The 22,066-nt window shown below is 57.3% G+C and carries 17 protein-coding genes; 2 read left to right on the forward strand and 15 right to left on the reverse strand.

Going from position 1 to position 22,066, the window contains the following annotated elements; genetic code table 11:
* Positions 1 to 576: 576 nt before the first annotated feature.
* Positions 577 to 2,109: a DUF362 domain-containing protein gene (locus GJ633_RS00130; protein WP_156586151.1), complete on the forward strand. Its 1,533-nt coding sequence runs from the start codon at positions 577 to 579 to the stop codon at positions 2,107 to 2,109.
* A 6-nt stretch (positions 2,110 to 2,115) separates the two neighbouring features.
* Here the strand turns inward: GJ633_RS00130 and GJ633_RS00135 are convergent, their stop codons facing one another.
* The 8 genes from GJ633_RS00135 to GJ633_RS00170 form a co-directional block, all read right to left on the reverse strand.
* The gene (locus GJ633_RS00135; RefSeq protein WP_156586153.1) at positions 2,116 to 3,513 is read right to left on the reverse strand and encodes a phenylacetate--CoA ligase family protein; all 1,398 of its coding nucleotides are present in this window, start codon (positions 3,511 to 3,513) and stop codon (positions 2,116 to 2,118) included.
* A gap of 50 nt (positions 3,514 to 3,563) precedes the next feature.
* Complete coding sequence (locus tag GJ633_RS00140) at positions 3,564 to 5,708, reverse strand: bi-domain-containing oxidoreductase (RefSeq protein ID WP_156586155.1); 2,145 nt, start codon at positions 5,706 to 5,708, stop codon at positions 3,564 to 3,566.
* A gap of 202 nt (positions 5,709 to 5,910) precedes the next feature.
* Positions 5,911 to 7,812 (reverse strand): alginate lyase family protein, encoded by a 1,902-nt coding sequence (locus tag GJ633_RS00145; RefSeq protein WP_156586157.1) that lies wholly within the window; start codon positions 7,810 to 7,812, stop codon positions 5,911 to 5,913.
* Positions 7,813 to 7,814: 2 nt separating this feature from the next.
* Positions 7,815 to 9,056: a glycosyltransferase family 4 protein gene (locus GJ633_RS00150; RefSeq protein ID WP_156586159.1), complete on the reverse strand. Its 1,242-nt coding sequence runs from the start codon at positions 9,054 to 9,056 to the stop codon at positions 7,815 to 7,817.
* A 49-nt stretch (positions 9,057 to 9,105) separates the two neighbouring features.
* Entirely contained in the window at positions 9,106 to 10,398 is a 1,293-nt protein-coding gene (locus GJ633_RS00155) for a nucleotide sugar dehydrogenase (protein WP_156586162.1), read from the reverse strand.
* A complete protein-coding gene (gene wecB / locus GJ633_RS00160; RefSeq protein WP_156586164.1) occupies positions 10,395 to 11,495 on the reverse strand; it encodes a non-hydrolyzing UDP-N-acetylglucosamine 2-epimerase in 1,101 nt (366 codons plus the stop codon). Before wecB ends, GJ633_RS00155 begins: the two co-directional genes overlap by 4 nt.
* Positions 11,496 to 11,499: 4 nt before the next feature.
* The gene (locus GJ633_RS00165; protein WP_321168837.1) at positions 11,500 to 12,765 is read right to left on the reverse strand and encodes a glycosyltransferase; all 1,266 of its coding nucleotides are present in this window, start codon (positions 12,763 to 12,765) and stop codon (positions 11,500 to 11,502) included.
* Positions 12,766 to 13,276: 511 nt separating this feature from the next.
* Positions 13,277 to 13,510 carry a hypothetical protein gene (locus GJ633_RS00170; RefSeq protein ID WP_156586166.1) on the reverse strand — a complete coding sequence of 78 codons (234 nt, stop codon included), beginning with the start codon at positions 13,508 to 13,510 and terminating at the stop codon, positions 13,277 to 13,279.
* A gap of 264 nt (positions 13,511 to 13,774) precedes the next feature.
* Between GJ633_RS00170 and GJ633_RS00175 the strand changes: the two genes are divergently transcribed.
* Entirely contained in the window at positions 13,775 to 14,944 is a 1,170-nt protein-coding gene (locus tag GJ633_RS00175) for a sugar phosphate nucleotidyltransferase (protein WP_156586168.1), read from the forward strand.
* Positions 14,945 to 14,981: 37 nt separating this feature from the next.
* Here GJ633_RS00175 and GJ633_RS00180 read toward each other — a convergent pair whose 3' ends face one another.
* The 7 genes from GJ633_RS00180 to GJ633_RS00210 form a co-directional block, all read right to left on the reverse strand.
* A complete protein-coding gene (locus tag GJ633_RS00180; RefSeq protein ID WP_156586170.1) occupies positions 14,982 to 15,491 on the reverse strand; it encodes a hypothetical protein in 510 nt (169 codons plus the stop codon).
* A gap of 124 nt (positions 15,492 to 15,615) precedes the next feature.
* Complete coding sequence (locus GJ633_RS00185; protein ID WP_156586172.1) at positions 15,616 to 16,956, reverse strand: RNA-guided endonuclease TnpB family protein; 1,341 nt, start codon at positions 16,954 to 16,956, stop codon at positions 15,616 to 15,618.
* Between the two features lie 277 nt (positions 16,957 to 17,233).
* On the reverse strand, positions 17,234 to 19,036 hold the full coding sequence (gene glmS / locus GJ633_RS00190; protein ID WP_156586174.1) for a glutamine--fructose-6-phosphate transaminase (isomerizing): 1,803 nt from the start codon (positions 19,034 to 19,036) through the stop codon (positions 17,234 to 17,236).
* A gap of 105 nt (positions 19,037 to 19,141) precedes the next feature.
* Positions 19,142 to 20,314: an ACR3 family arsenite efflux transporter gene (arsB, locus tag GJ633_RS00195; protein WP_156586176.1), complete on the reverse strand. Its 1,173-nt coding sequence runs from the start codon at positions 20,312 to 20,314 to the stop codon at positions 19,142 to 19,144.
* Complete coding sequence (locus GJ633_RS00200; protein ID WP_156586178.1) at positions 20,307 to 21,161, reverse strand: arsenite methyltransferase; 855 nt, start codon at positions 21,159 to 21,161, stop codon at positions 20,307 to 20,309. Before GJ633_RS00200 ends, arsB begins: the two co-directional genes overlap by 8 nt.
* The gene (locus GJ633_RS00205) at positions 21,154 to 21,597 is read right to left on the reverse strand and encodes a low molecular weight phosphatase family protein (protein WP_156586179.1); all 444 of its coding nucleotides are present in this window, start codon (positions 21,595 to 21,597) and stop codon (positions 21,154 to 21,156) included. Before GJ633_RS00205 ends, GJ633_RS00200 begins: the two co-directional genes overlap by 8 nt.
* Complete coding sequence (locus GJ633_RS00210) at positions 21,594 to 21,992, reverse strand: metalloregulator ArsR/SmtB family transcription factor (protein ID WP_156586181.1); 399 nt, start codon at positions 21,990 to 21,992, stop codon at positions 21,594 to 21,596. The genes GJ633_RS00205 and GJ633_RS00210 overlap by 4 nt, the downstream gene beginning before the upstream one ends.
* Between the last annotated feature and the right edge of the window lie 74 nt (positions 21,993 to 22,066).

Below are 22,066 nucleotides of genomic sequence, written 5' to 3' on the forward strand. Positions count from 1 at the left end.
AACGACGATATCTTGTCAGTTGTCGAAGTGATCCACGAGCAAGGTGGAATCGTAGTCATCCCACATATCCGTTTCGCGTCGGAACCGGTCTCCTCAACCATGCGAAAAATGGGACAATCCAACAGTCAGCGGCTGAATCTGTCCTCGAACGTGCGGACCTGATAGAGGTCCTCAACTGGAAGGATAGCCGCTCCGCTATTTCGAAACCTCTTGAGTTCGCGCAGGAGAGTAACCACAACATCGTCGCCGGTACCGATTCACACACCAGCACCGACATCGGAAAGCTGGCGAATCATATTGACTCACCTGTTGGAAGTAGTGGGGGGAAGCAGAATCACTGTTCCAGTAGACGTTCCAATCACTGTAAGTATCAATAACCGTTCAGAGCAGTTACTTGCCCTCCAGAAGTTTAAACTGTATTTAAATACTATTTTGAATAAATAGTTGAAATCAAAGCCGTTTTAGAAGCCAATATTAGTAATAAATTAAACATCTCGGAGAACCTGATACCTCTGTACGGGAGAGAAATCTATTTTCGAACGGAGGTTTAATCAAGATTACAATCCAACGGTAGTTATGGAACCTACACTTGATAATACAGACGTAGTGGTACATCAATTAGATCAGGTGACATATCCCGACTCTTCTCCATTCCATCCTGATACAGGATATCCGGAATACCCATTTTCAGATGCTATCAACAATAAACCGAATCCGGTATATAAAGCCGTACGTGCCTGTTTCAAGCGAGCCGGACTTGATGTCGAGAACTACGGAACTGCCAACTGGAACCCACTAGGCGAGCTCATCGAATCAGACGACAGAGTTGTCCTCAAACCGAACTTCGTCAAAGAAGATCACCCTCGAGATCCCGACGGCTGGAAGTACGTTCTCACTCACGGTAGTGTCATCAGAGCAGTAGCAGATTACGTATTCCTCGCTCTCGGAGAGGATGGACAATTAATTGTTGCAGACGCTCCCCAGACTGACTCGTCCTTCACGAAAATCTGTGAACGGGTGGGGCTCTATGACATCCAAGACTTCTATCTCACTGAAAAACACGCCCTCCATACGGTTGATATGCGGCAGGAAGAGTGGGAGAGTGAAGATGGACTCGTAACTGATCGAAGAAAGCTCCGCGGCGATCCATTTGGCTACACAGAATTCGATCTCGCCGACGCAAGTGAGTTCGAGGACCATCCTGGTGAGGGGGATTATTATGGCGCTGACTATGACACAGATCACGTCAACAACCACCACACCGGCGGTCGACACGAGTACCTCATCGCAGCCACAGCGATCGAAGCCGACGTGGTCTTCAGCCTCCCGAAAGCGAAGACCCACAAGAAGGCCGGCGTGACGCTCAGCCTCAAGAACCTCGTCGGAATCAACGGAGACAAGAACTATTTGCCACACCACACAGAAGGCGAGGAGGTCAACGACGAACATCCCGACCCAGACCCCACTCACAGAGTGGAGCAGGCAATTATGCCAATAGTCCGGAAAGGAATGCTAGCGTTTCCAGACGCAGTTCCAAAACTCGTGGCTACTGCACAACCCGTTTGGGAACGGATATTTGGGAGTACCAGCGACACAGTTCGGAGTGGTAACTGGTGGGGGAACGATACTGTTTGGCGGATGTGTCTCGACTTGAATAAGTTGCTGTTTTACGGAAATACAGACGGAACCCTTCGAGACGACAGTTCGGACAGCCGTAAACGCCACTATTCACTGTGCGATGGAATCGTAGGTGGCGAGGCTCGGGGGCCGATGGATCCCGATCCTAAAGAGTCAGGGTTCCTCTCGTTCGGAACGCACCCAGCCAGCGTCGATGCCGTCACGACCTATTTGATGGGATTCGATCCGGAACTGATCCCAATCGTTCGGAACGCCTTCCAATGTAAGGCCTATCCCCTCGCAGAGTGGGGCCTCGACGATATCTCAGTGAAAAGTAACCAGTCGGTATGGCAAGGTGAATTAGGCTCAATCCCTATCGAATCAACGCTCGAATTCGAACCACACTTTGGGTGGACGCATCACATCGAACATGGATCCGAACATTCGGAGTCAGATAATCGTGCACAGGCGACCGAGGTAACGCGACACTAGTCCCTATCAGGTAGTCGGCTCCTCGATTTGCATCGCATCAATATCTGAGACGACGAATTTCATTTTTCCACTATCAGTTCGCTCTATTTCCGCGACATAGCTAATATCGACAGAGATCTCGTTTCCTAGACGAGTCCGGGCTTTCTCGCGCAACTCTGTCTCAACGTTATCATCAAACGTATCGCCAGGAACCACGCGAAGAACGACCTGATCCCGATCTGGTTGATATATTTGGGCTTCGTGGATAGACTCAAAATCCTTGAAGATGTGGTCCAGACGGCCAACTCTCGCACCATTTGGTAACACAACGTAGTCATCCTGTCGACCGAGTATGGACTCTACGACCCGGCCGTTTCGTCCACACGAACAGCCATCATCTGACAACATCACAATGTCTCCGGTATCGTATCTGATCAGCGGGAAAGCGGGGTTTGTCCAGTTCGTCCCAACGATCCGATAGCCGTCACCCTCTTCCAGCGGTACAAACTCTACGTGCGCGAAGTCCTCATCCACGTGGAGGTTACCCTCCGGGCACTCTGAGATGTTTGCGACAGCCTCCTCTAGTCCATAATGCTGCCGAACAGGGACATCGAACGCTCGTTCGATAGCTTCCCGCTGGTGGTCAAACAACGTCTCGGCACCGATGGTGACAATTTTGAGGGAGGATGGTGCTGACACCTTCTGGTCAAGAATCGAGTTGGCCAAGAGACTAAGAGCCGAGGGGTAGCCGTGAAGCCACGGCAGTTTCCGATCACCAATTTCGTCGACGTAGATGTGGGTACTTTCTGGCTTGATATGGTAGGAACTGAACATCACCTGCCGGCCGGGATAGTTGACTCGCCAGAACGGTGGGGTCGATTCCTCAATTGGAACGATCGGGATTCCGCCGAAGTACCCGTGCCAAGTATCACGCTCGATACCGTGCCAGTTGCGGTACCGCCACCAAACAGCCCACTGTTCCCTGAGTGATTGCTTCGTCTGCACAAATGTGAGACCACTCCCAGTCGTACCGCTCGTGTGACAAGAGAGGAGATCTTCAGACGAAACCGACTCCGGACGAAGAGTGAGGTCAGCTTCTTTAATGTCCTGTTTCGCCAGTATCGGAAGCTTCGACAGTTCAGCAAACGGCTCCTCAGCAGTCATATCAACGTCATGCTGGTCGAACTGATCTCGCCAGAAAGGACTATCCCACGCTGTCTGTAGGAACTGCTTCAGTCGTTTCTGACGATATGTATCAAGTCTCGCTTGGGAATACCTACTCCGTTCCTTTACTTCCTTGAGTAAGTCCTCAAACACACCCCCTCTTCGTCTACGCTTCAGCTGCCAGCCTTTGGCTGAAACTCCGAGATGTTGTAGAGGCAGTGGTGAACGGTGATACAGTGCCATCAGGCGGTCGTCAACCATTATTGATAATCTATCGCGAAGCTAAGATAGTGTTTGCGGACTAGTCGAAATCATAGATAGTCCTCAACTTCGATATCGACAGGACTGGTAGTCCGGAGCGATTTATTGATACCAAACGTTGCTTCCGTCACCTCCACTGTCTGCTCCAGCGGCAATGGCGATGGATCGCCAGCGAGGATGGCATCGACGAACGCGTCGAACTCCGCCTCATGGCCCTTGTCCTGTCCAAAGCTGAGCCACCCGCCTGTGAAGTTGTCCACTGTTGCTGTCTGCCCGTTACCAAACGCCTCAGCGTATTCCTTGGCGAGCGAACTGTCACCAAATGTGGTGTAGGTGATGCCTGCGGTACTGCCGTCCTCGAATGTGAGCGTGATCTGTACGTTCTGCGGGAGACCTGCCCCCTCGTCGGCGGTACTCGCCGACACCTGCTCGATGGACGCATCCGCGACAAACCGCGCGAAGTCGACGAAGTGACACACCTCCCCAACAACCCGACCGCCGCCCTCCTCTGGGTCGTTGATCCAGTGGTCGGCCGGGATCTTGTCAGCGTTGACACGGTAGGTCAGCATCACTGGGCTGGGGCCGTCAGACACCGCCTTCATCTCACGGGCTGCCGGGGCGAACCGCCGATTGAACCCGACCATCAACCGGCCGTCCGACTCGCGGGCCGCCGCAGCGACTGTGCCCAGTCCGTCCTCGTTGATCGCCAACGGCTTCTCGACGTGGACATCTTTGCCGGCCTCCAGCGCCGCCGTCGCCACTTCTGCGTGGAGATCGTGGCGCGTTGCGACGACAACCATGTCTACGTCCGCATCGTCCATTATCTCAGTATAATCTGACGTGGAGTACGCACACTCGTGCTCGTCGGCAACTGACGACGCGGAGACGCCGGTCCCCGAACAGACCGCATGCAACTCGAGGTCGTCGTGATCAGTGAGGATCGGCAACAGTTTCCCTCGGGCGAAGCTGCCGGCTCCGACCAGCCCGACCGACAGCGGTGAGGTCCGACCCGGTGACACCCGAGACGACCGGTCGGCGTGGGGACGTTTCGTCGGATGCTTTCGTTCGACGTCGTATTCCAGCAGGATGCCTGTGAACGCTTCGTTGTCGGGATTCTCCAAGATCAGCTCGTAGGCATCGGTGGCGTTGTCAATGGAGAATTGGTGGGTCCGAAGCGGTTCGAAGTTCACCCGATCATCGGCGAGCAGGCGGAGGCACTCCCGCATATTTCGGTTTTCCGTCCACCGAACGTAGCCGATCGGGTAGTCAAGCCCGTTTTCTTCATAATTGCGGTCATACCGGCCTGGCCCATACGATCGAGAGATCCGAAAGTCGAGTTCCTTGTCATAGTACACCTCGCGAGGCACGTCCATCCCGACCTGCCCGACCACAGAAACTCGGCCTTGCTCGCGGGTGATTTTTCCGGCCATCTCAACAGGCTCGTCGCTGCTTGTCGAGGCTGCGATAAGCGTCGCATCGACGCCGTGGCCATCAGAGAACGCCTCAACTGCTGCTCCGACATCGTCATCGCCGATTACGGCGCCCTCGGTAGCGCCGGCGTTGAGGCCGCGTTCAACTTGCGCTGGATCGATGTCGATCCCAAGCACTGGAAATCCGTATGCGTCGAGGATCTGCGTCGCAGTCTGTCCCACCAACCCGAGGCCGAGAACAGCAACACGCTCCCCGGGCGTCAGATCAGCCCGGCGGATACCCTGCATCGCGATTGCCCCAATAGTAACGAACGCCGCATCCGCTAGATCTACGCCCTCCGGTACGGCCGTACACAGATTCTTGGGAACCGAAACCACTTCACCGTGGTTGGCATACCCAGCGCCAGCACACGCAACAAAATCACCTACAGAAAACTCCTCAACATCGCTGCCGACAGCAATAACTTCGCCACTACACGAGTACCCAAGCGGTTGCGCTTCTTCAAGCCGGGCCATCACCGCCTTATATGTCGAGATCAGTCCGTCATTTCGTGCCTTATCGAGAACCTTCTTAGCAAGATCTGGTCGCTCCCTTGCCTTGCCGAGGTAGTTTTTCTTCCCCAGTTCGATCATCGACTTTTCGGTACCGGCGCTCACACAGGAATAGTGAGTCTGCACCAGAACGTTTCCAGCATCTACCTGTGGACGAGGGACATCTGCAATCCGTACATCACCGGTCTTGAAATCCTGAATAACTTGCTTCATGGTAAATGTGTGATGGTAAGGTGTACGTGACTAACGAAGCGATAGCCGGTAGGATGAGTGTTACGGACGAGGTCTCAGCGTACGTTTGACAGTGGGAGCCTGCTGTATCTAATCCAGAGTCGTCTAAACTGCCCACTCGTTGAGGCAAGAAAGTGATACAGAATTGGCGGCATCATATGGGACTACACCCAGAACACGTTGATCAAGTGCTTGACCGGCTATCTGTCATCGATGCTGTTCGATCAAACTCATGGCGTTGGTCTCGGACAGTGACATTGAAGCTGTCAGGTCTGGATTCTATTTGAATATCAGAATCAATCCCCGTAGTTACGAGAAAGCCGGTACACTCCGATGTCCGGTCGTAGTGACATCGGAGTACAGGTCGTTCGATTCGCTCGCCGAACCGCGGAAAGTAGGAGGAAGTTGTCCTTGTGACTGTCTCTGTACCCAGTGGACGAATTACTCCGTTTGCCGCCGCGTCAACTCGTTGGAACTTGTATTCGCTGCCGTCTGAGTGCAGTTCCACCTCGGGATGGAAATGAAGGTTTGAAATAATGGCATCGGTGGGAGCCCCGTCAACCGTGTCCATGATGACCCACCAGCCGCATCCACTCAGGATATCACGCTGATGTCGGTACAGCGACTGCAGATGCTGCCGGCGTTCGTACCAGCCGGTAAAGTGGTCTCCGCTGTCATCGCGATAAACACGCGACTGTGGAGTACAACGCCGACCCATCAGATACTGCCCCCCGATTGGGATCGGTTCGTATTCGCTCACTTGAACGGTATTATGTGCTTGTACACTTCGGACGTATGTCCGAGTTGTATCGGGAACATAATCGTAGGCACCGGTGTCAGTCAAGATCCGCATCCCGTTTATCCACAGCATGATGCTGAGCATATCGTTGTGTGAGTGGCCTGGGAGATGTGACGGCCCAACTGGACCGCCATCAACCAGCAATCGATTCTCGCTGTCTCCCAGCCAGTGGTACCCACTAGCGTTTAGGGACTGTCGACGTCGGCCAGTGGACTCTGTAACGACACCAACCTGCTCGGCGTACCTGAGACAGTCTGTAAGCGGGAGAAATTCGTCGAATGCGGCGTCGTTCAGCAGCGGAATCCGCTCATCAGGTGGCATGAGCGACTGTAAGTATTGAGTCGCGTCAGCCGCAGTTTGCTTGATCGCTTGGGGAGACGTATCTTCCTCACCAGACAGTAAGTCAACCGCAGTCAGATACCGCTGTAGAACAAGGATGTGGTACATCGGGCTCCGCTCGAAGTGGCCACCATCATCCAAAAACTGATCTACAGCACACTTCTCAAGAATGGAGATTCCATTTTTACGCCAACTGTGACCGTATTCCCCGAAGAGCGACCCAGCCATCAGGAGCGCGGCACCGTTTTCAATTAAATGGTTGCCACCGACATCGTGCTCAACATGGTCTTCAAGGAAGAGGGCATTCTTATACGCAATTCTTTGGACTTGATTAGCGAACGTGGGCATGGAATCTTGCAGCCACACATACAGTCGACAGAGTCGGAGAACTCGAAGGGAGACGGCATGAGGAGTCCATTCCCGACGGAGATACTGCGTCTCACCGATAGCGACGTTATTATCCCAACTCTGTAAGAGCTGGCGGATGGCAGCAACCACTTCCTCCGGAGAGTCCTCAACTTCGTACCCACATACAAGCCAGTTCACGGGTTCAAGCGCATGGAGGTGAAGTCGCCACGACGGTGGGAATGACGCGATTGTTTCGTGGTTCCAATCGAACGATGCGACCTCGCCAATCTCGAATGACTGGCCAAGCAAACACACCGTCCCATCACTAAGTTCGGACAGCTTCTGTTGGTATGTTCTCCGAAGATCACTACTCAGGCTCGCTCGCAATACGTCCAAATTCCGCTTTACGGCGACTGAATCGGCTTGGATATTCTGCGGAATTTGCTCCTCGTACCAGTCATCGACATCGACAGGCAGGTTCGGTACGATGGCATGTCGGAGCTTTCGATCCACCATTCCGGTTATTTGCAGGGGTTGGAGGTTGATCCCAGTATGATAGAAGAGCGAGAGTTTCTCGGGATATGACCACCGGTCCAGCATCGTTATGCCGGTGGCTGGTCTGTCCGAGTTGATTCCTGGTCAATGAGGGTGGAGAGTCGGTCGCTAAATTCTAAGGCAATTACTTGTCTGTCGTAGTGGTCGACCACATGGGTTCGTCCATTCGTACCAAGTTCCTGTCGCCACTCTTGGTCGCTCAATAACGTATCGATGTGTGCCGCGATAGCTTCAGGGTCATCCTCTGCAACGACACCTGCGTCTGACGCGTCAACGAACTGTTCGATTGCGCCCTCACCGACTGCGATTACCGGCAACGCACAGGCCATGTACTCATAGAGTTTAGTCGGGACAGCGTACCGGAGTGAGTCGTCTGTTTTAATCGGGGCAATCCCAATCGTCGCTTGAGACAGCATCCCTGGGACCTGCTCTCGTGAAACGAAGCCGGTGAATTCCACGCGATCTTCAATTCCGAGATCCGTTGCCTTCTGCTCCAATATCTCTCGCAAATCACCATCGCCGACGATTTGAAACGTCAAATCAGGATTAGTAAGGTTATCTATTGCCTCAACGCAGACTTCGAGGGCCTGGGCATGACCGATAGTACCAGTGTATATTAACACCGGCCCATCAGGATCGCTCTTGTCTCGGGGCTTGAACGAGTCCACGTCCACACCGTTGGGGATAACTGCGACAGGAGCCGTGATATCATACTCGTCATCAAGAATATCCACCGTCCCTGCTGTCGTGACGGTAACTAATGATGCAACACCGAACTCCCATTTTCGATAAGCCTTACTGAGTCGCTCAGCGAGTCCTCCCTCTGAGATGAAGCCAAAACTAACAGATACATCAATCCACACGTCTCGGATGTCGAGTACCCATGGGATATCGAGTACCTTTGCGAATGGGGAAGCAACGAAACCTGTGAACAACGGTGGTGAAGAGGTCATCATCACGTCCGTATCACGGATATTGAACGCCGACCACAGGAACGCGTGGATCGCGAATGTCACATAGTATGCAATCCGACTCACGAATGAGGGATCCGGATCGGTTGGTTGCCACGCCCACAGGCGGTGTACCTCGACGCCGTCAATGTTCTCGCGCTGATGGCGCTGCCACGTGAAGTCATACTCTCCGTGTGGATAGCACTTCGCGGGCGCAACGACTGTCACGTCCCACTCGTCAGTCATAAACCGGGTCAAGTCGTGTATCCGGGAGGCGTTGCCACCCTTTTCGGGTGGAAACGCCTGCGAGATGACTAGAAGAGAGTTCTTGTGACTCATAGAGTAGTTTCCGCTTTTGAGAGTCGCCGCTGTTGTAAGTCACAGTTATTCATATTTGAATCACATCGAGCCCAGCCTGTTTCCACGCGTGCTGGTCGACGATCGCCTTCGTATCCACGACGAGGTTGCCTGTCATCCGCGCTGCGAGACGGCTAGGGTCAATCTCCGTGTACGCGTCGTGATCAGTAGTTATCACAACCCCATCGACGCCTTGGGTCACATCATCGAGGGGCTGGAGATCAAGCGTCTGGTCCTCAACATGAGGATCATTTAGCCTCACTGTAACGGGTGGGTCGGCACCGTCCGGCGACACCGACGCTGGAACTTCGGCTGCTGTGTCCTGTAACTGTCGGGCAATCGCCAACCCAGGACTGTTACGGACGTCGTCCACATTCCCCTTATATGCGACACCCAAGACGGCGACTTGTTTGCCGGCGAGCCCACCAAGGTTTGATTCGATGAGCTCAACCACGTAGTCAGTCATACTGTCGTTCACACTGCGAGCTGTTGCGATGAGGTTGAGTTCGTCGGAGTTGTGGCCAAGAAACCATGGATCAATAGGCAAACAGTGGCCACCGACACCAGGCCCGGGCTGATGAAGTTCTACTCTGGGATGCTCATTGGCTAATTGAATCGCCTCACGTGGGTCAATATCATAACTATGTGCGATGCGGGCGAGCTCGTTTGCTAGCGCGATATTTGTATCTCGATATGTGTTTTGGATGAGTTTGACAAACTCGGCTGTCGTTGCATCAGTCGTCGTGTGGATATCACCCTCGACGAAGGAGTCGTATAGCTTGACCGCCGCTTCCGTCGAGACACCATTAACGCCGCCAATGATCCTGTCGTTCTCGCGGAGTTCTGAGATGATGTTTCCGGGAAGGACTGTTTCTGGACAGTGAATCAGTGCGAAGTCCTCTCCAGCGATGAGGCCGGATTGTTCAAGAACAGGCTGTAGTGTCTGTACTGTAGTGCCCGGTGGGACTGTCGACTCCAAAATGACTGAGTCACCAGGACGTAAGTGCTGTTGGATAGTTTTACCTGCCGTCTCAATATAGCTCAGATCAGCTGTTTTCGTTTCGTGATCGAACGGTGTCGGGACAGTAATGATGTGGTATTTTGCCGGCCGTACTTCGTCAGTCACCTGAAGGTTTCCTGAATTTAATGCTTCAGTGACAAACGCACGCAATCCAGGTTCGTCTACCGTGATGCGTCCTTCCTGTAGCTCTTCGACGAGGTCTTCATCAACGTCATAGCCCACCACGGAGTGTCCGTAGTTTGCCAACATTGCGGCAGTTGGCAGACCAACGTAGCCTAAGCCATGGACATATACTGAACTCATAGGTGTGCTTCTGTTTCCTTACCGAGTATTTCAAGGATTTGTTCTGCTGTACTACCGTTTCCGAACGGATTTGTCCATTCCTGCTGTGTCATCAGCATCTGTTTGGAACTGGCTGCGATCCTCTCAGGCTCGGTGCCCGCAAGTTGATTCGCGCCCACCTCCAGCGTTTCCGGCCGTTCGGTGTTGTCTCGAAGCGTGACGCAGGGTACTCTAAGAATACACGCCTCTTCTTGTACACCACCGGAATCAGTCAGTACCAGCTCAGCATTTGCTTCTAACTGGAGAAAGTCGAGATAGTCCTGTGGATCGACGACTCGAATTTTATCAGGGACTGCGATATTGAATTCATCGAGACGGTCTTGAGCCCGCGGATGGATCGGATAGATAAGCTCCAAATCGTGGGTTACAGCGACACGACGGACGCCCTCAAGCAGGTTCTCGAACCGCTCAGGATCATCAACATTCTCAGCACGATGTGCGGTCAGCAAGCCAAACTCAGTGGTCTGTAGCGCCAAGTCTTGGAGGATAGTGCTTTTTTCGGCAGCGAGTTCGCGATGCTGGTGGACCGCGTCAACTATCGTATTCCCAGTCACGTAGATCCGATCGTCGTCGATTCCTTCATCCCGGAGATACTCCTGGGAGTGCTCGGTTGGTGCAAACAGGTAATCGCCGACGTGGTCCGCCACTACCCGATTGGTCTCTTCGGGCATGTCCCGGTCAAAGCTTCGCAGCCCGGCTTCAATATGCCCCACTGGAATGTCGAGTTTACTTAACGCGAGCGCGCCGGCCAGGACGCTATTAGTATCCCCCTGAACGAGTACGACAGCGGGCTTATCCTCTAAAATGATCTCTTCAATCCCAGCTAACATTGCTGCAGTTTGCTTGCCGTGGCGGCCCGATCCCACCTCAAGATTATAATCTGGCGCTGGCAGCTCAAGTTGGTCGAAAAACACGGTATCGAGCGCATCTGAATAGTGTTGTCCGGTATGTAGTATTGAATACGGGATGTCCCGGCGGTCACAACACCGTATCACCGGTGCGAGCTTGATGATTTCTGGACGCGTACCGAGGACAAAAGTGATTTTGAGGTCTATCATTATATTACTCAGGAAGATGTGTGTTGAGTGAATGTAGGATGATCGCCGTAAAGCATGTGAAAATACCTACTAATATCAAGAATCCAGAAGTAGTTGCGAGTCCAAGCGGAAACGTGCCACTACTGATGTAGTTAGACAGAGTCCAGTAAACGAATCCCAGCCCGACAAACGAACTTAGGAAGCCGGGAACACCGAGGATCAGTATCGGTCGTTTTCGTTCGATCGTTGTCAGAATATTACCAACCAATGTGAGTCCGTGTGAAACGGGATTGTGACTACTCGGGTCCTCAACATCGTAATCAATTGTCGTCCCGATCTCTTCGAAGTCGTACCCGTGTTCGTGGGCGTGGTAGAGAATATCCGTGCTAGCGCTCATCTCCTCACCGATAGAATCGTCCTCACTGAGGCTCTCGATCGCGTGCCGATTATACGTTCGAAATCCGCTTTGCGTGTCATTGACCCACGATTTACGCCGAATAACACCCATCGAGACGTTCGTGAGGACATTCACTACTGTGAGCCCGACGCGCCGGTACAGTGGGAGGTCCGTCTCTGATCCGTCGACGAATCGGCTTCCAATGACGATGTCGACATCGTCCGCTTTCTGTGTGCGCACGGCTGCAGGTACGTCACTCGGGTCGTGTTGACCGTCACCGTCGAGAATACTGAGATGGTCGGCGTCCCGGATGTCCGCTTCCTCGAAGACGGTTTTTAACGCGCCACCGTAGCCCTTGTTACTGCCGTGTTCGACGACGGTCGCGCCAGCGTCGCGAGCGAGTTCGGCCGTCTCATCCTGGCTGGCGTCGTCCACGACTAACACCTCGTCAGCGTAGTTCTGCGCCTCGGTAACGACATCCGCGATAGCGTTTGCTTCGTTGTACGCGGGGATGCCGATCAACACCTCAACGTCCTTTGTCTCGGGCTCTGTGACGGCCGTCGTCGTGAACGACTCAGAAGCCGCCGCCTCCACGCTCGCCTCGATGTCGAGTTTGACGGCACTGTCTTCGGGGATGATCAGGCCCGGATCGCTTCTCGCATCCGCGTGGACATTGAGGTACTCCGAGATCTCGTCCGGTGACATCTCCTGAGCCGACAGATCGACCGTTTCAGCGCCGAGCTCGCGGGCGACGCGAACGATAGCGTCCGGGGCATCTTCAGGAACTGCGAGATATACGGGGAGATCCGCCTGCTGGGCTGCGGCGACGTTTTCGAGTACGACGGGATCGTCTTTCGCGAGCAGACCGAGGGCCGGGTTGCCGGCCGTACTCACTTCCCGTTGCTGGGACCCCTCCTTTGCTGGCCGTAGTTCTCTTTCAGGCTGTGACATTCAACTAATTTCGAGGCATGGCTCGTTCCCCTGCGTTCTCCCGTAGTGGCTCCGGTCTTTGGATAAATTCGGCATCAGACACGTCACCAGTAATCCATCACTACGTTGCGCTAAGCAGTTCTACAATATGAAAGTTTGGTAACTGGTTAAGAAGGTGTTAACTTACCACTGCGCCCGATAAGAACTTCCTTAACGTGAAGGAAACAGCCGAGCAGTTCAAATGCTTCCGTGGTCGCCGGCTGAAATGAATCGCTGCGGTCTGTGGTACGGCTAGCCGCTAGCATTTCTAGACTGTGAATACGAGCAGGGTCTGTGTGGGAATTAGCGCTCATCGAAGCGTGTTCTGAACCGTCAATCGCGATCCACAGGCTTCGTCGATCTCCACAACGCTACCCGCTCACCGTGACACGCTTCACTACCAGATCGATGATGTGACCGGGATTCATCCGCACTACTACTCAACGTTCATACTGACGTACAGCACACCCACGCCGAACAACAATAACAAGCCGGATATGCCAGCTGCGAAGAGCCCGAGGTGTGGAACGGACCCCAACAGGAGGCCGATTCCAATAGCGATCGCTGAGACGATAAGGAAGATCGCGAAGAGGGTGGTCATCATGCTGCCGAGTTCGAAGAGGAAGTGTGAGGTCCTCGAATAATCGAGTTCCCGTGGGAATCTGCTCATACCCACCCTCTCGAAGCTCGGATTATATATGCTCCTGTCGAGATATTATATGTGAGAATTATGGAGATGAATTCGATAGCACGAGCTGAGAGTGGGAGCCACGCCCGTCGGGATCGACGCCAGAGACGGTTGGGGGATGGGGACGATTGGTGAAACCGATCCCGTATCGATCGGCACGAGGATGTAAGGACTTGTCTTTCACCGTGATCCGCTGTATCTCCGGGCTACCAAACTGCTAAGGCTGTCCCCATAGTCACCAGACGTATGAAAGCCGTCGTGCTCGCCGCGGGCAAAGGTGAACGGCTCTGGCCGCTCACCGAAAACCGCCCGAAACCGATGATTCCCGTCGCGAACCGGCCGATTCTCGAACACATCGTCGACGCGCTCGAGACCGCCGGCATCGACGAAGCCGTCTTCGTCGTCGGCTCGAACCGCGAGCGCATCCAGAGTTACTTCGAGGACGGCCGCGACTGGGGGGTCGACATCTCGTATGTCGTCCAGGACCAACAGCTCGGGACCGGCCACGCCCTCCTCCAGGCCGAGTCCTACGTCGGCGAGTCGTTCGTCGCGCTGAACGGCGACCGCATCGTCAGCGCCGAGATCGTCGAGCGCGTCTGGGCCCGCCACCGCGAGACCGACGACCCCGTCGTGGGCGTCACCAAGACGGCGAACCCCAGCCGCTACGGCGTCGTCGAGTTCGACGGCCGCGACGTCGCCGGCATCGAGGAACAACCCATTCCCGAGCTGGCGAAGTCGGACTTCATCAACGCGGGCGTCTACGCGTTCACACCCGACATCTTCGGCGCCATCCGGCAGATCGACAGCCACGGCGAGCAGGCGCTTACCGACGCCCTCAAGCCGTTCATCGAGGACAGGCGCCTGCGAGCGGTCCGATACCGTGGCCTGTGGCTGGACGTGTCGGAGCCCTGGGACCTGCTCACCGTCAACGACGCCCTCATCTCCGCTCGGGGCCCGCCGGAGTCGACGGCCGAATCGGCCACCATCGACGACACGGCGGTCGTGGCGGACGCGGCCGTCCTCGGCGACGGGACGACCGTCCATCCGCAGGCAGCGGTGCTCCAGAGCACGACGGCCGGTGACAACGTGAGCGTCGGCCCGGGCGCGATCATCGAGAACGCGATCCTGTTACCCGACGCGACGGTACAGGCGGGTGCGGTCGTGCGCGATTGCATCGTAGGTGCCAACACGACGATCGGGCCGAACACCACCATCGAAGGGGGGACGACCGACGTCGTCCTCGACGACACCGTCTATCAGGACGTTTCCTTCGGCGCGCTCGTCGGCGACAACGTCGCTATCGGCGGGAACGTCACCGTCGCCCCCGGGGCGATCGTCGGGAACAACGCGACCGTCGAGGGCGCCACGCGTGTCTCGGGGCGCATTGCCGATAGCTCCCACGTGCAACGGGGATAGCCCGTCGAGAAAGAGACAAGCACCTGAGTTACCGCAGTCAGTGTCCGCTACTGGTGTGTTGACGAGAGAACGTTGTCCGGAGCGTCTGGTAGTACAATCCGAACAGCGCGCCGTACACGACGAGCGCCACCAGCGATCCAACGTGGCCGAACGGAACGCCAACGGCGGAAACGAGTGGCATCGCGATGCCGATGAGTCCGCCCCACACGAGGAGGCCGACGCCAGCGCCGACACCGATCACAGTCCAACGGCGGTCCCACTGCGCTGTCGTGAGGAGCCACTCGAGGCTCCCAGCGACGAGCGGCCCCAGGACGAGCCCGAGACACCCTACCAACAGCCCGCCCGCGAGGACGCCCTCGCTGTTCACCAGGCTCGCGACCGTTGGGAACCCCTCCTGAACGCTGACGGCGATGCCAAGGCCGATCGTGCTAATGAGAGTGGCCGTCGCGACCGACAGCAACACCTGCACGGGTCGTTCGCCGTACGGTGCCAGGTCGACAGCGGCATCGCTCAGTCGCCCAGCCGCCCAGAATCCCGCGATCGACACGGTAAACAGCGCAATTGACCAGAAGACGCTGGCATGATAGCCGGCCCTCACTGCCGGGCGATCGAGGGTATGACATCCTCCGCGCCGTGAACGGCGCGGTTTCCTCCGTGGGAGTCTCAGCCGTCTAAGAATCCCCGGAAGCAATATTCCCGTCACGGTTGACGGTACTCGGGTCTGTGCGCTGTTCTTTGGGACGGTGAGAGCGTGGTGACTCCGACCAGGTGTGGTCGTCCCACTCAAACCGCACGGGCCGTGCCATCGGCCTGACTGCCTGTTCTGTGCGCCGTCTCAGGAACGTTTCTGACGCTGTTATGTCGGCGTGCCCCTCAAACCCACATGGACAGGTCAGCGTATCCTGATGCCGCATGGTCCGGTCTGTCAAACCACACTGTGGACATTCTTGGCTAGTCCATGCCTCGGAGCGAATCTCTACAGAGATGCCGAACTCTGCTGCGGTACAGACCAGTCGCTCGGTGAATTTCTTGAACGACCAGAAATTGTGGGTCTTGGCATTTGTTTCGACCGACCAGTGCGTATCCAAAACATCGGTCAACCCGCCGACATACACGGTATCTACGCCGTCCTCGTACAGTCGTTCCAGCAGGTCACGACACAGTGCTTCTTGTGCGTGATCGCGACGGCGTGTTCGCTTCCGGTACAAACGCCGGATACGTTCGCTACTGTATTGGCCGCCTTCGAGTTTTGACTGTAATCGGGCGATTTCTCGTGTTGTGTTGCGGAAGCGGTCAAACAGGTCACGGCCTTCGTACAGGTATTGCTCACCGGTTGTGGTGGTACAGGCGACGAGATTGTTCGCACCAATGTCCAGAGCGGCTGTTTCAGAAGCCAGTGGAGTATCCCGTGTGTCGCCAGAAACAGTCACGGGTTGCGAAGCTCGGAATGTGCTAGCAGTCTCGTCGTACCACAGGTCCAGCCGACCCTGTTTCTCGTAGTCGGGCCAGTTCGGGTCGCCAGCGACTTCAAGCCGGAGACGCCCGGTGTGGTCGTATCGGTCTTTCAACTCGCTCCCGACCAGTATCTCAAGCCGGGAGCAGTCTCCCCATTCGACGGTGTACGACGTGTTGCGAATGACGCCTTTGAGCTGTCGTCCATCGTCCTCGTTCCCACGGAAGCCCGGTGGTTCCGGGTGAATCGTGACCGATGTATTCGACTCGTCGTGATACTGGTCTTTCAGGGCGAAGAATCCACGCCACGCTTCGGTGTTCTTCCGTATCACCTGTTGGGCGGTGGACGCGCCGAGGACGCCTTTGTACTTACCTTCGAGTTGGCCTGTATCGGCCTCGAACACGTCCTCGCCCTCGAAGCCATCCTCATCGTTGTATCGCATGAGGCGCTGGTAATTCGTCTCGTTCCAGAGAGCGGCAGAAGCGTCCAGCAAGTCCCGTAGCAGTTGTTCTCCATTGTTAGAGAGCGGTCGCACGGCAAACGTGTTGGTGCGCTTCATCAGCCGTATCAGTATACGTTTGCATAGGGCTTGAACCTCAGCCATTCACGGTGGAAGTGAAACCCGGGCGGCCGCGTTGGAGACTCAAGACCAACAGTGACACGGCAGTTTCCCACTAGAGTTTACGCGATTCACGCCCGCCCTGTTCGGCGCTCGGTTCCGACAACAAAGTGTCGGAACACTCCCGCCTCACGGGAAGGGCGGGACTCTCTCGCTGTCACAGGTAGTGTCTCGTCTCGGAGTGCCGAGTTCGAAGAGAGGACGACGACGACGGCCGCTACTCGACGGTGACGCTTTTCGCGAGGTTCCGCGGCTTGTCGATCGGCCGCCCCTTCTCGTTGGCGACGTGATACGCGAACAGCTGGAGCGCCACGTTGGCGGCGACGGGCTCCATGAGTCCGCACTCGGGGATCTCGAACGACATGTCGAGGTCGCCCCCCACGTCGGGGGACCCGGTCAGCCCGATCGTGGGCGCGCCGCGCGAGGCGACCTCCTTGATGTTGTTCTGGGTCTTCTCGGCGTTCGTCCCCGCGGTCAGCAGCGCGATGACGGGCGTGTCCGGCGTGACGAGCGCGAGCGGGCCGTGCTTGAGCTCGCCCGCGGGGAACCCTTCCGCGTGGTCGTACGCGATCTCTTTGAGCTTGAGCGCGCTCTCGATCGCCACCGGATAGCCGGCCCGGCGTCCGATGTAGAAGAACGCGTCGCTGTCGGCGTATTGCTGGGCCGCGCGTTTGATCGTGGGCTCCTGGTCGAGAATTTGCTGTACGGCGCCGGGCAGATCCCGCACGCTCTCGAGCAACGCGTCCGCGGTCTGTCTGGCGATACTGTTCCGGATGGTGCCGAGATGCACTGCCAGGAGCGTCGCCGTGGCCACCTGCGAGACGAACGTCTTCGTCGCGGCGACACCGATCTCGGGTCCGGCCCGAATGAAGATGGTGTCGTCGACCTCGCGGGTGACCGTCGACCCGAGCGTGTTGGTGAGCGCGAGGCTGCGGGCGCCAGCGCGCTTCGCCTCGCGCAACGCCGAGAGCGTGTCGGCCGTCTCGCCGCTCTGGGTGATCGCCACCACGAGCGTGCGCCACGGGTCCCGATCCCCCGTGAACTCGTACTCGCTCGCGACGTGGACCGTGACGCGGATGTCAGCGTGTCTCTCGAGCAGCTCTTTGGCGTACAGGCCGGCGTGATACGACGTCCCGCACGCGATGATCTGGATCTCCTCGAGCGAGTGGAGATACTCTTCCGGCAGCGCCACGTCGAGATCGACACCCGTCCCGAGGTCATCGATGCGTCCGGAGATGGCCTGGCGGAGCGCGCGCGGCTGCTCGTGGATCTCTTTGAGCATGTAGTGGTCGTAGCCGCTTTTGCCGGCCGCCTCGGCGTCCCAGTCGAGCGTCTCGGTCTCGCGGGTGACGCGCTCGCCGTCGTTGTAGATCGTCACCGAATCCGCGGTCAGGTGCGCAATGTCGCCCGACTCGAGATACGTGACGCGGTCGGTGTGCTCGATGAAGGCCGTCGCGTCGCTCCCGACGAACGTGGTGTCGTCGCTGTGGCCGATCAGCAGCGGGCTGTCCTCGCGCGCGACGACGATGCCGTCGTGGCCGGCCGCCGTGACCGCGATCGCGTAGCTGCCCTCGAGCTGTGCCGTGGCGCGTTGCACGGCGGCCACGAGCGACGTGTCGTCTTCGAGGTGCTGTTCGATGAGATGGGGGATGACCTCGGTGTCGGTCTCACTCTCGAAGACGTGCCGGGGCTGGAGTTCGGATTTGAGCGCGTCGTAGTTTTCGATGATCCCGTTGTGGACGACGGCCACGTCGCCGGTACAGTCTGTGTGGGGATGGGCGTTCGTTTCCGTGGGCTCGCCGTGGGTGCTCCACCGGGTATGGCCGATGCCGACCGTGGCATCCGACGCGTGAGGGGCCGTCAGATCGTCCACCTCCCCCTCCGTCTTCTCGATGGTGAGGTCGTCCCCGGCGAGCGCGATGCCGGCCGAATCATATCCCCGATACTCGAGGTTTTTGAGTCCTTGATGGACGATTCGGCCGATGTCGTCCGATCCGATGTACCCCGTGATCCCACACATAGTTAGCTGAAAGACATATCGTCACTCATGAACTTGAATCATTGGGTTGGGCTCAGGATCCGTTTCCGGCTGCTCGTGAGGAGTCGGTATTCCGAACCTGATGGGTTAGTCGTCGTCCGTCGGTCGGTCGCTTGCATCGGTCGTCGAATCCGCAAGTTGACCGGTGGTGTGGCCGCGCCAGTCGAACCGGTCCTGGAAGTACAGCGCGACGTTGACGAGCGCGAGCAGCACTGGCACCTCGATGAGCGGGCCGACGACGGTCGCGAAGGCGACGCCGGAGCCGACACCGAACACCGCGACGGCGACGGCGATAGCGAGCTCGAAGTTGTTGCTCGCGGCGGTGAAGCCGATGGCGGTCGTCGTCGAGTAGTCCGCGCCGATCTCCCGACCCATCCCGAAGCTCACGAAGAACATCACCACGAAGTAGATCGTCAGCGGGACGGCGATCAGGAGGACGTCGCTGGGCTGGCCGACGATCCGTTCGCCCTGCATCGCGAACATCACGATCACCGTGAACAGCAACGCGATCAGCGTCAGCGGGCTGATCCGTGGCACGAACTCCGCTTCGTACCACTCGACGCCCTTCGTGCGCGTGCCGACGTACCGCGAGAGGATGCCGGCGGCAAAGGGGATCCCCAGGTAGATCGCGATCGCCTCGAAGACCTGCATCGGCGTGATACCGAATTGATCGATCTGAGATGCGACCGTCTCAAGCCCGACCAGATCCGGGACGATCAGCGCGAAGAACCAGACGTACACGCCGTACGTGACGATCTGGAAGACGCTGTTGAACGCGACCAGCCCCGCAGCGTACTCGTTGGAGCCCTCCGCGAGCTCGTTCCACACGAGGACCATCGCGATACAGCGGGCCATCCCGATGAACACCAGCCCCAGGAAGAACTCCGGGCGGGCCGGCAGCCCCGGCGTGATGCCGCTGAAGAAGACGACCGCGAGCCCGAACATCAGCGTCGGACCGATCAGCCAGTTCTGCACGAGACTCAGTCCCAGGACGTTCACATTCTTGAATACAGTCGGGAGCTGGCCGTAGTTGACCTTCGCGAGCGGCGGGTACATCATCAGGATGAGCCCGATCTCCACGAGGTGGAAGTCTTGGATGGGTCGGGTCACCGACGGGGCGACGTAGCCGAGGCCGACGCCGATCGCCATCGCGCCGAAGATCCAGACGGTGAGGTACTTGTCGAGGAAGTCCATCGATCGGGGGTCACCACAGTCCGGACAGTCGCAGTCCGGGCCGTGGTCGTGGTCGACGTTACTCATCGGCGACTTCCGGCTTTCGAGCGGTAATGGTTGCGGAGACGAGGAACTCGCTCACGTCGTACTCGTCGTCCCAGTCGCGGATGAACTCGTCACTGTCGTCTTTCGGTGAGATCGTCACCGATTCGAAGCCCGCGTCGGTGAGTATCGTCTCGAGTCGGTCGATGGTCGACGCGCCGGCGACACAGGACGCCACGGAGTCCGGGTCGGCGCGGACGTCGTGTGGCACCTCCGCGGTCAGTACGACGTCCGAAATCGCGAGTCGCCCGCCCGGACGGAGAACGCGAAACGCCTCGTCGAACACCCGGGGCTTGTCGGGCGAGAGGTTCACGACGCAGTTCGAGATGATCACGTCGATACGCTCGTCTGCAACCGGGAGGTGTTCGATCTCACCGAGGCGGAACTCGACATTTCCGGCGTCATTCTGAGTGGCGTTTGCACGCGCTTTCTCGACCATCTCGGGTGTCATATCCACGCCGATCACACGGCCCGTGTCGCCGACTTCCTGGGCCGCGAGGAAGCAGTCGAAGCCCGCACCAGATCCGAGATCAAGTACCGATTCACCTGCATCGAGTGACGCAATTGCCTGCGGATTCCCACACCCGAGCCCCAGGTTTGCGTCGCCGTCGACGCGCTCCAGTTCGGCCTCAGAGTAACCGAGTTGGCGGGCCGTCTCGTCAGTGGGAGCCGTCGTCGCTGCGGGACTGCAACAGGAACCGTCGCCCGAACAGCAGCTTCCGTCGTCCTCGCTCTCCTCCGCGGCGATGCTGGCGTACCGTTCTCGGACGACCGTCCGTTGTGTCTCTGCGTCGAGACCAGACTCCGTCGAGGTGTCGCTCGTTTCAGGCATGCGTGGTCACCTCCCGCTCGATTTCGTCGAAAAGCGCACGCACACGGTCACGGATCTCATCACGGATTTCTCGGACTCGGTCGAGGTCTGTCCCATCGGGATCGTCCAGTGCCCAGTCACGGATGTCGACAGCAGAGTCGTCAGCACCGAGTTCGAGCGTCGAACAGCCCATCGTGACCACATAGTCACACGACTCGAGCTCGTCCGTCGAAATCTCCCGTGGCGTGCGATTCGATAAATCGAACCCCTCCTCGCGCATCACCTCGACGACGACGTCGTGAACGTGCTCGGCGGGACGGGTTCCGCCGGTGAGAATCTCGACGACGTCGTCGAGATCCCGACTCTCCCGCTCGTGTTCAGCGAACGCAGTCGACATCTGTGACCGGCCGGCGTTCTGGACGCACATGAACGCCACGCGAACTGGTGTGTCGCTCATCGATCGGCCTCTCCCGTCTTGTCGAGGGCTGTCAGCAGCGCCTCGGCCCGATCGGTCGTCTCGTAGTACCGCCACGTCCCGTCCTTTCGCCGCGTGACGAGCCCGGCGTCGTAAAGGTCCGAAAGGGCGTGACTGATCGCGCTGTCGCTGACGTTGACGATCGGATTGATTTCGCAGACACACAGCTCCCGATCCGCGGCCGTCAACAACCGGACGATGTGATAGCGCGTATCGTTCCCCAGCGTCTTGAGCGCGGTTAGATCGGCGTCAGGATTGGTCGGCGTCTCCGATTGATACGAACGGAGTGAATCGAGCCGTTCCTCGATATCGGCCTCACAGCACCCACCACGTTCCTCGGTGATGAGGCGTTCGAGTCGTTCCGTTTGCGAGCTCATAGATGATTGATTGAACACTTTCTCATATAACTGTGTCGACCGTTCTCTGCATCAAGGCCAGTAGAGACACACCG

This window comes from Halorubrum sp. CBA1125 (genome assembly GCF_009742825.1).
Lineage (GTDB): Archaea > Halobacteriota > Halobacteria > Halobacteriales > Haloferacaceae > Halorubrum.

Coding starts and splice junctions, on each gene's coding strand:
- GJ633_RS00185 (WP_156586172.1), bottom strand. CDS start 16,956: ATGAAGCGCACCAACACGTTTGCCGTGCGACCGCTCTCTAACAATGGA.
- GJ633_RS00155 (WP_156586162.1), bottom strand. CDS start 10,398: ATGAGTTCAGTATATGTCCATGGCTTAGGCTACGTTGGTCTGCCAACT.
- GJ633_RS00210 (WP_156586181.1), bottom strand. CDS start 21,992: ATGAGCTCGCAAACGGAACGACTCGAACGCCTCATCACCGAGGAACGT.
- GJ633_RS00175 (WP_156586168.1), top strand. CDS start 13,775: ATGAAAGCCGTCGTGCTCGCCGCGGGCAAAGGTGAACGGCTCTGGCCG.
- glmS (WP_156586174.1), bottom strand. CDS start 19,036: ATGTGTGGGATCACGGGGTACATCGGATCGGACGACATCGGCCGAATC.
- arsB (WP_156586176.1), bottom strand. CDS start 20,314: ATGAGTAACGTCGACCACGACCACGGCCCGGACTGCGACTGTCCGGAC.
- GJ633_RS00170 (WP_156586166.1), bottom strand. CDS start 13,510: ATGAGCAGATTCCCACGGGAACTCGATTATTCGAGGACCTCACACTTC.
- GJ633_RS00200 (WP_156586178.1), bottom strand. CDS start 21,161: ATGCCTGAAACGAGCGACACCTCGACGGAGTCTGGTCTCGACGCAGAG.
- GJ633_RS00145 (WP_156586157.1), bottom strand. CDS start 7,812: ATGCTGGACCGGTGGTCATATCCCGAGAAACTCTCGCTCTTCTATCAT.
- GJ633_RS00140 (WP_156586155.1), bottom strand. CDS start 5,708: ATGAAGCAAGTTATTCAGGATTTCAAGACCGGTGATGTACGGATTGCA.
- GJ633_RS00205 (WP_156586179.1), bottom strand. CDS start 21,597: ATGAGCGACACACCAGTTCGCGTGGCGTTCATGTGCGTCCAGAACGCC.
- GJ633_RS00135 (WP_156586153.1), bottom strand. CDS start 3,513: ATGGTTGACGACCGCCTGATGGCACTGTATCACCGTTCACCACTGCCT.
- GJ633_RS00150 (WP_156586159.1), bottom strand. CDS start 9,056: ATGAGTCACAAGAACTCTCTTCTAGTCATCTCGCAGGCGTTTCCACCC.
- wecB (WP_156586164.1), bottom strand. CDS start 11,495: ATGATAGACCTCAAAATCACTTTTGTCCTCGGTACGCGTCCAGAAATC.
- GJ633_RS00130 (WP_156586151.1), top strand. CDS start 577: ATGGAACCTACACTTGATAATACAGACGTAGTGGTACATCAATTAGAT.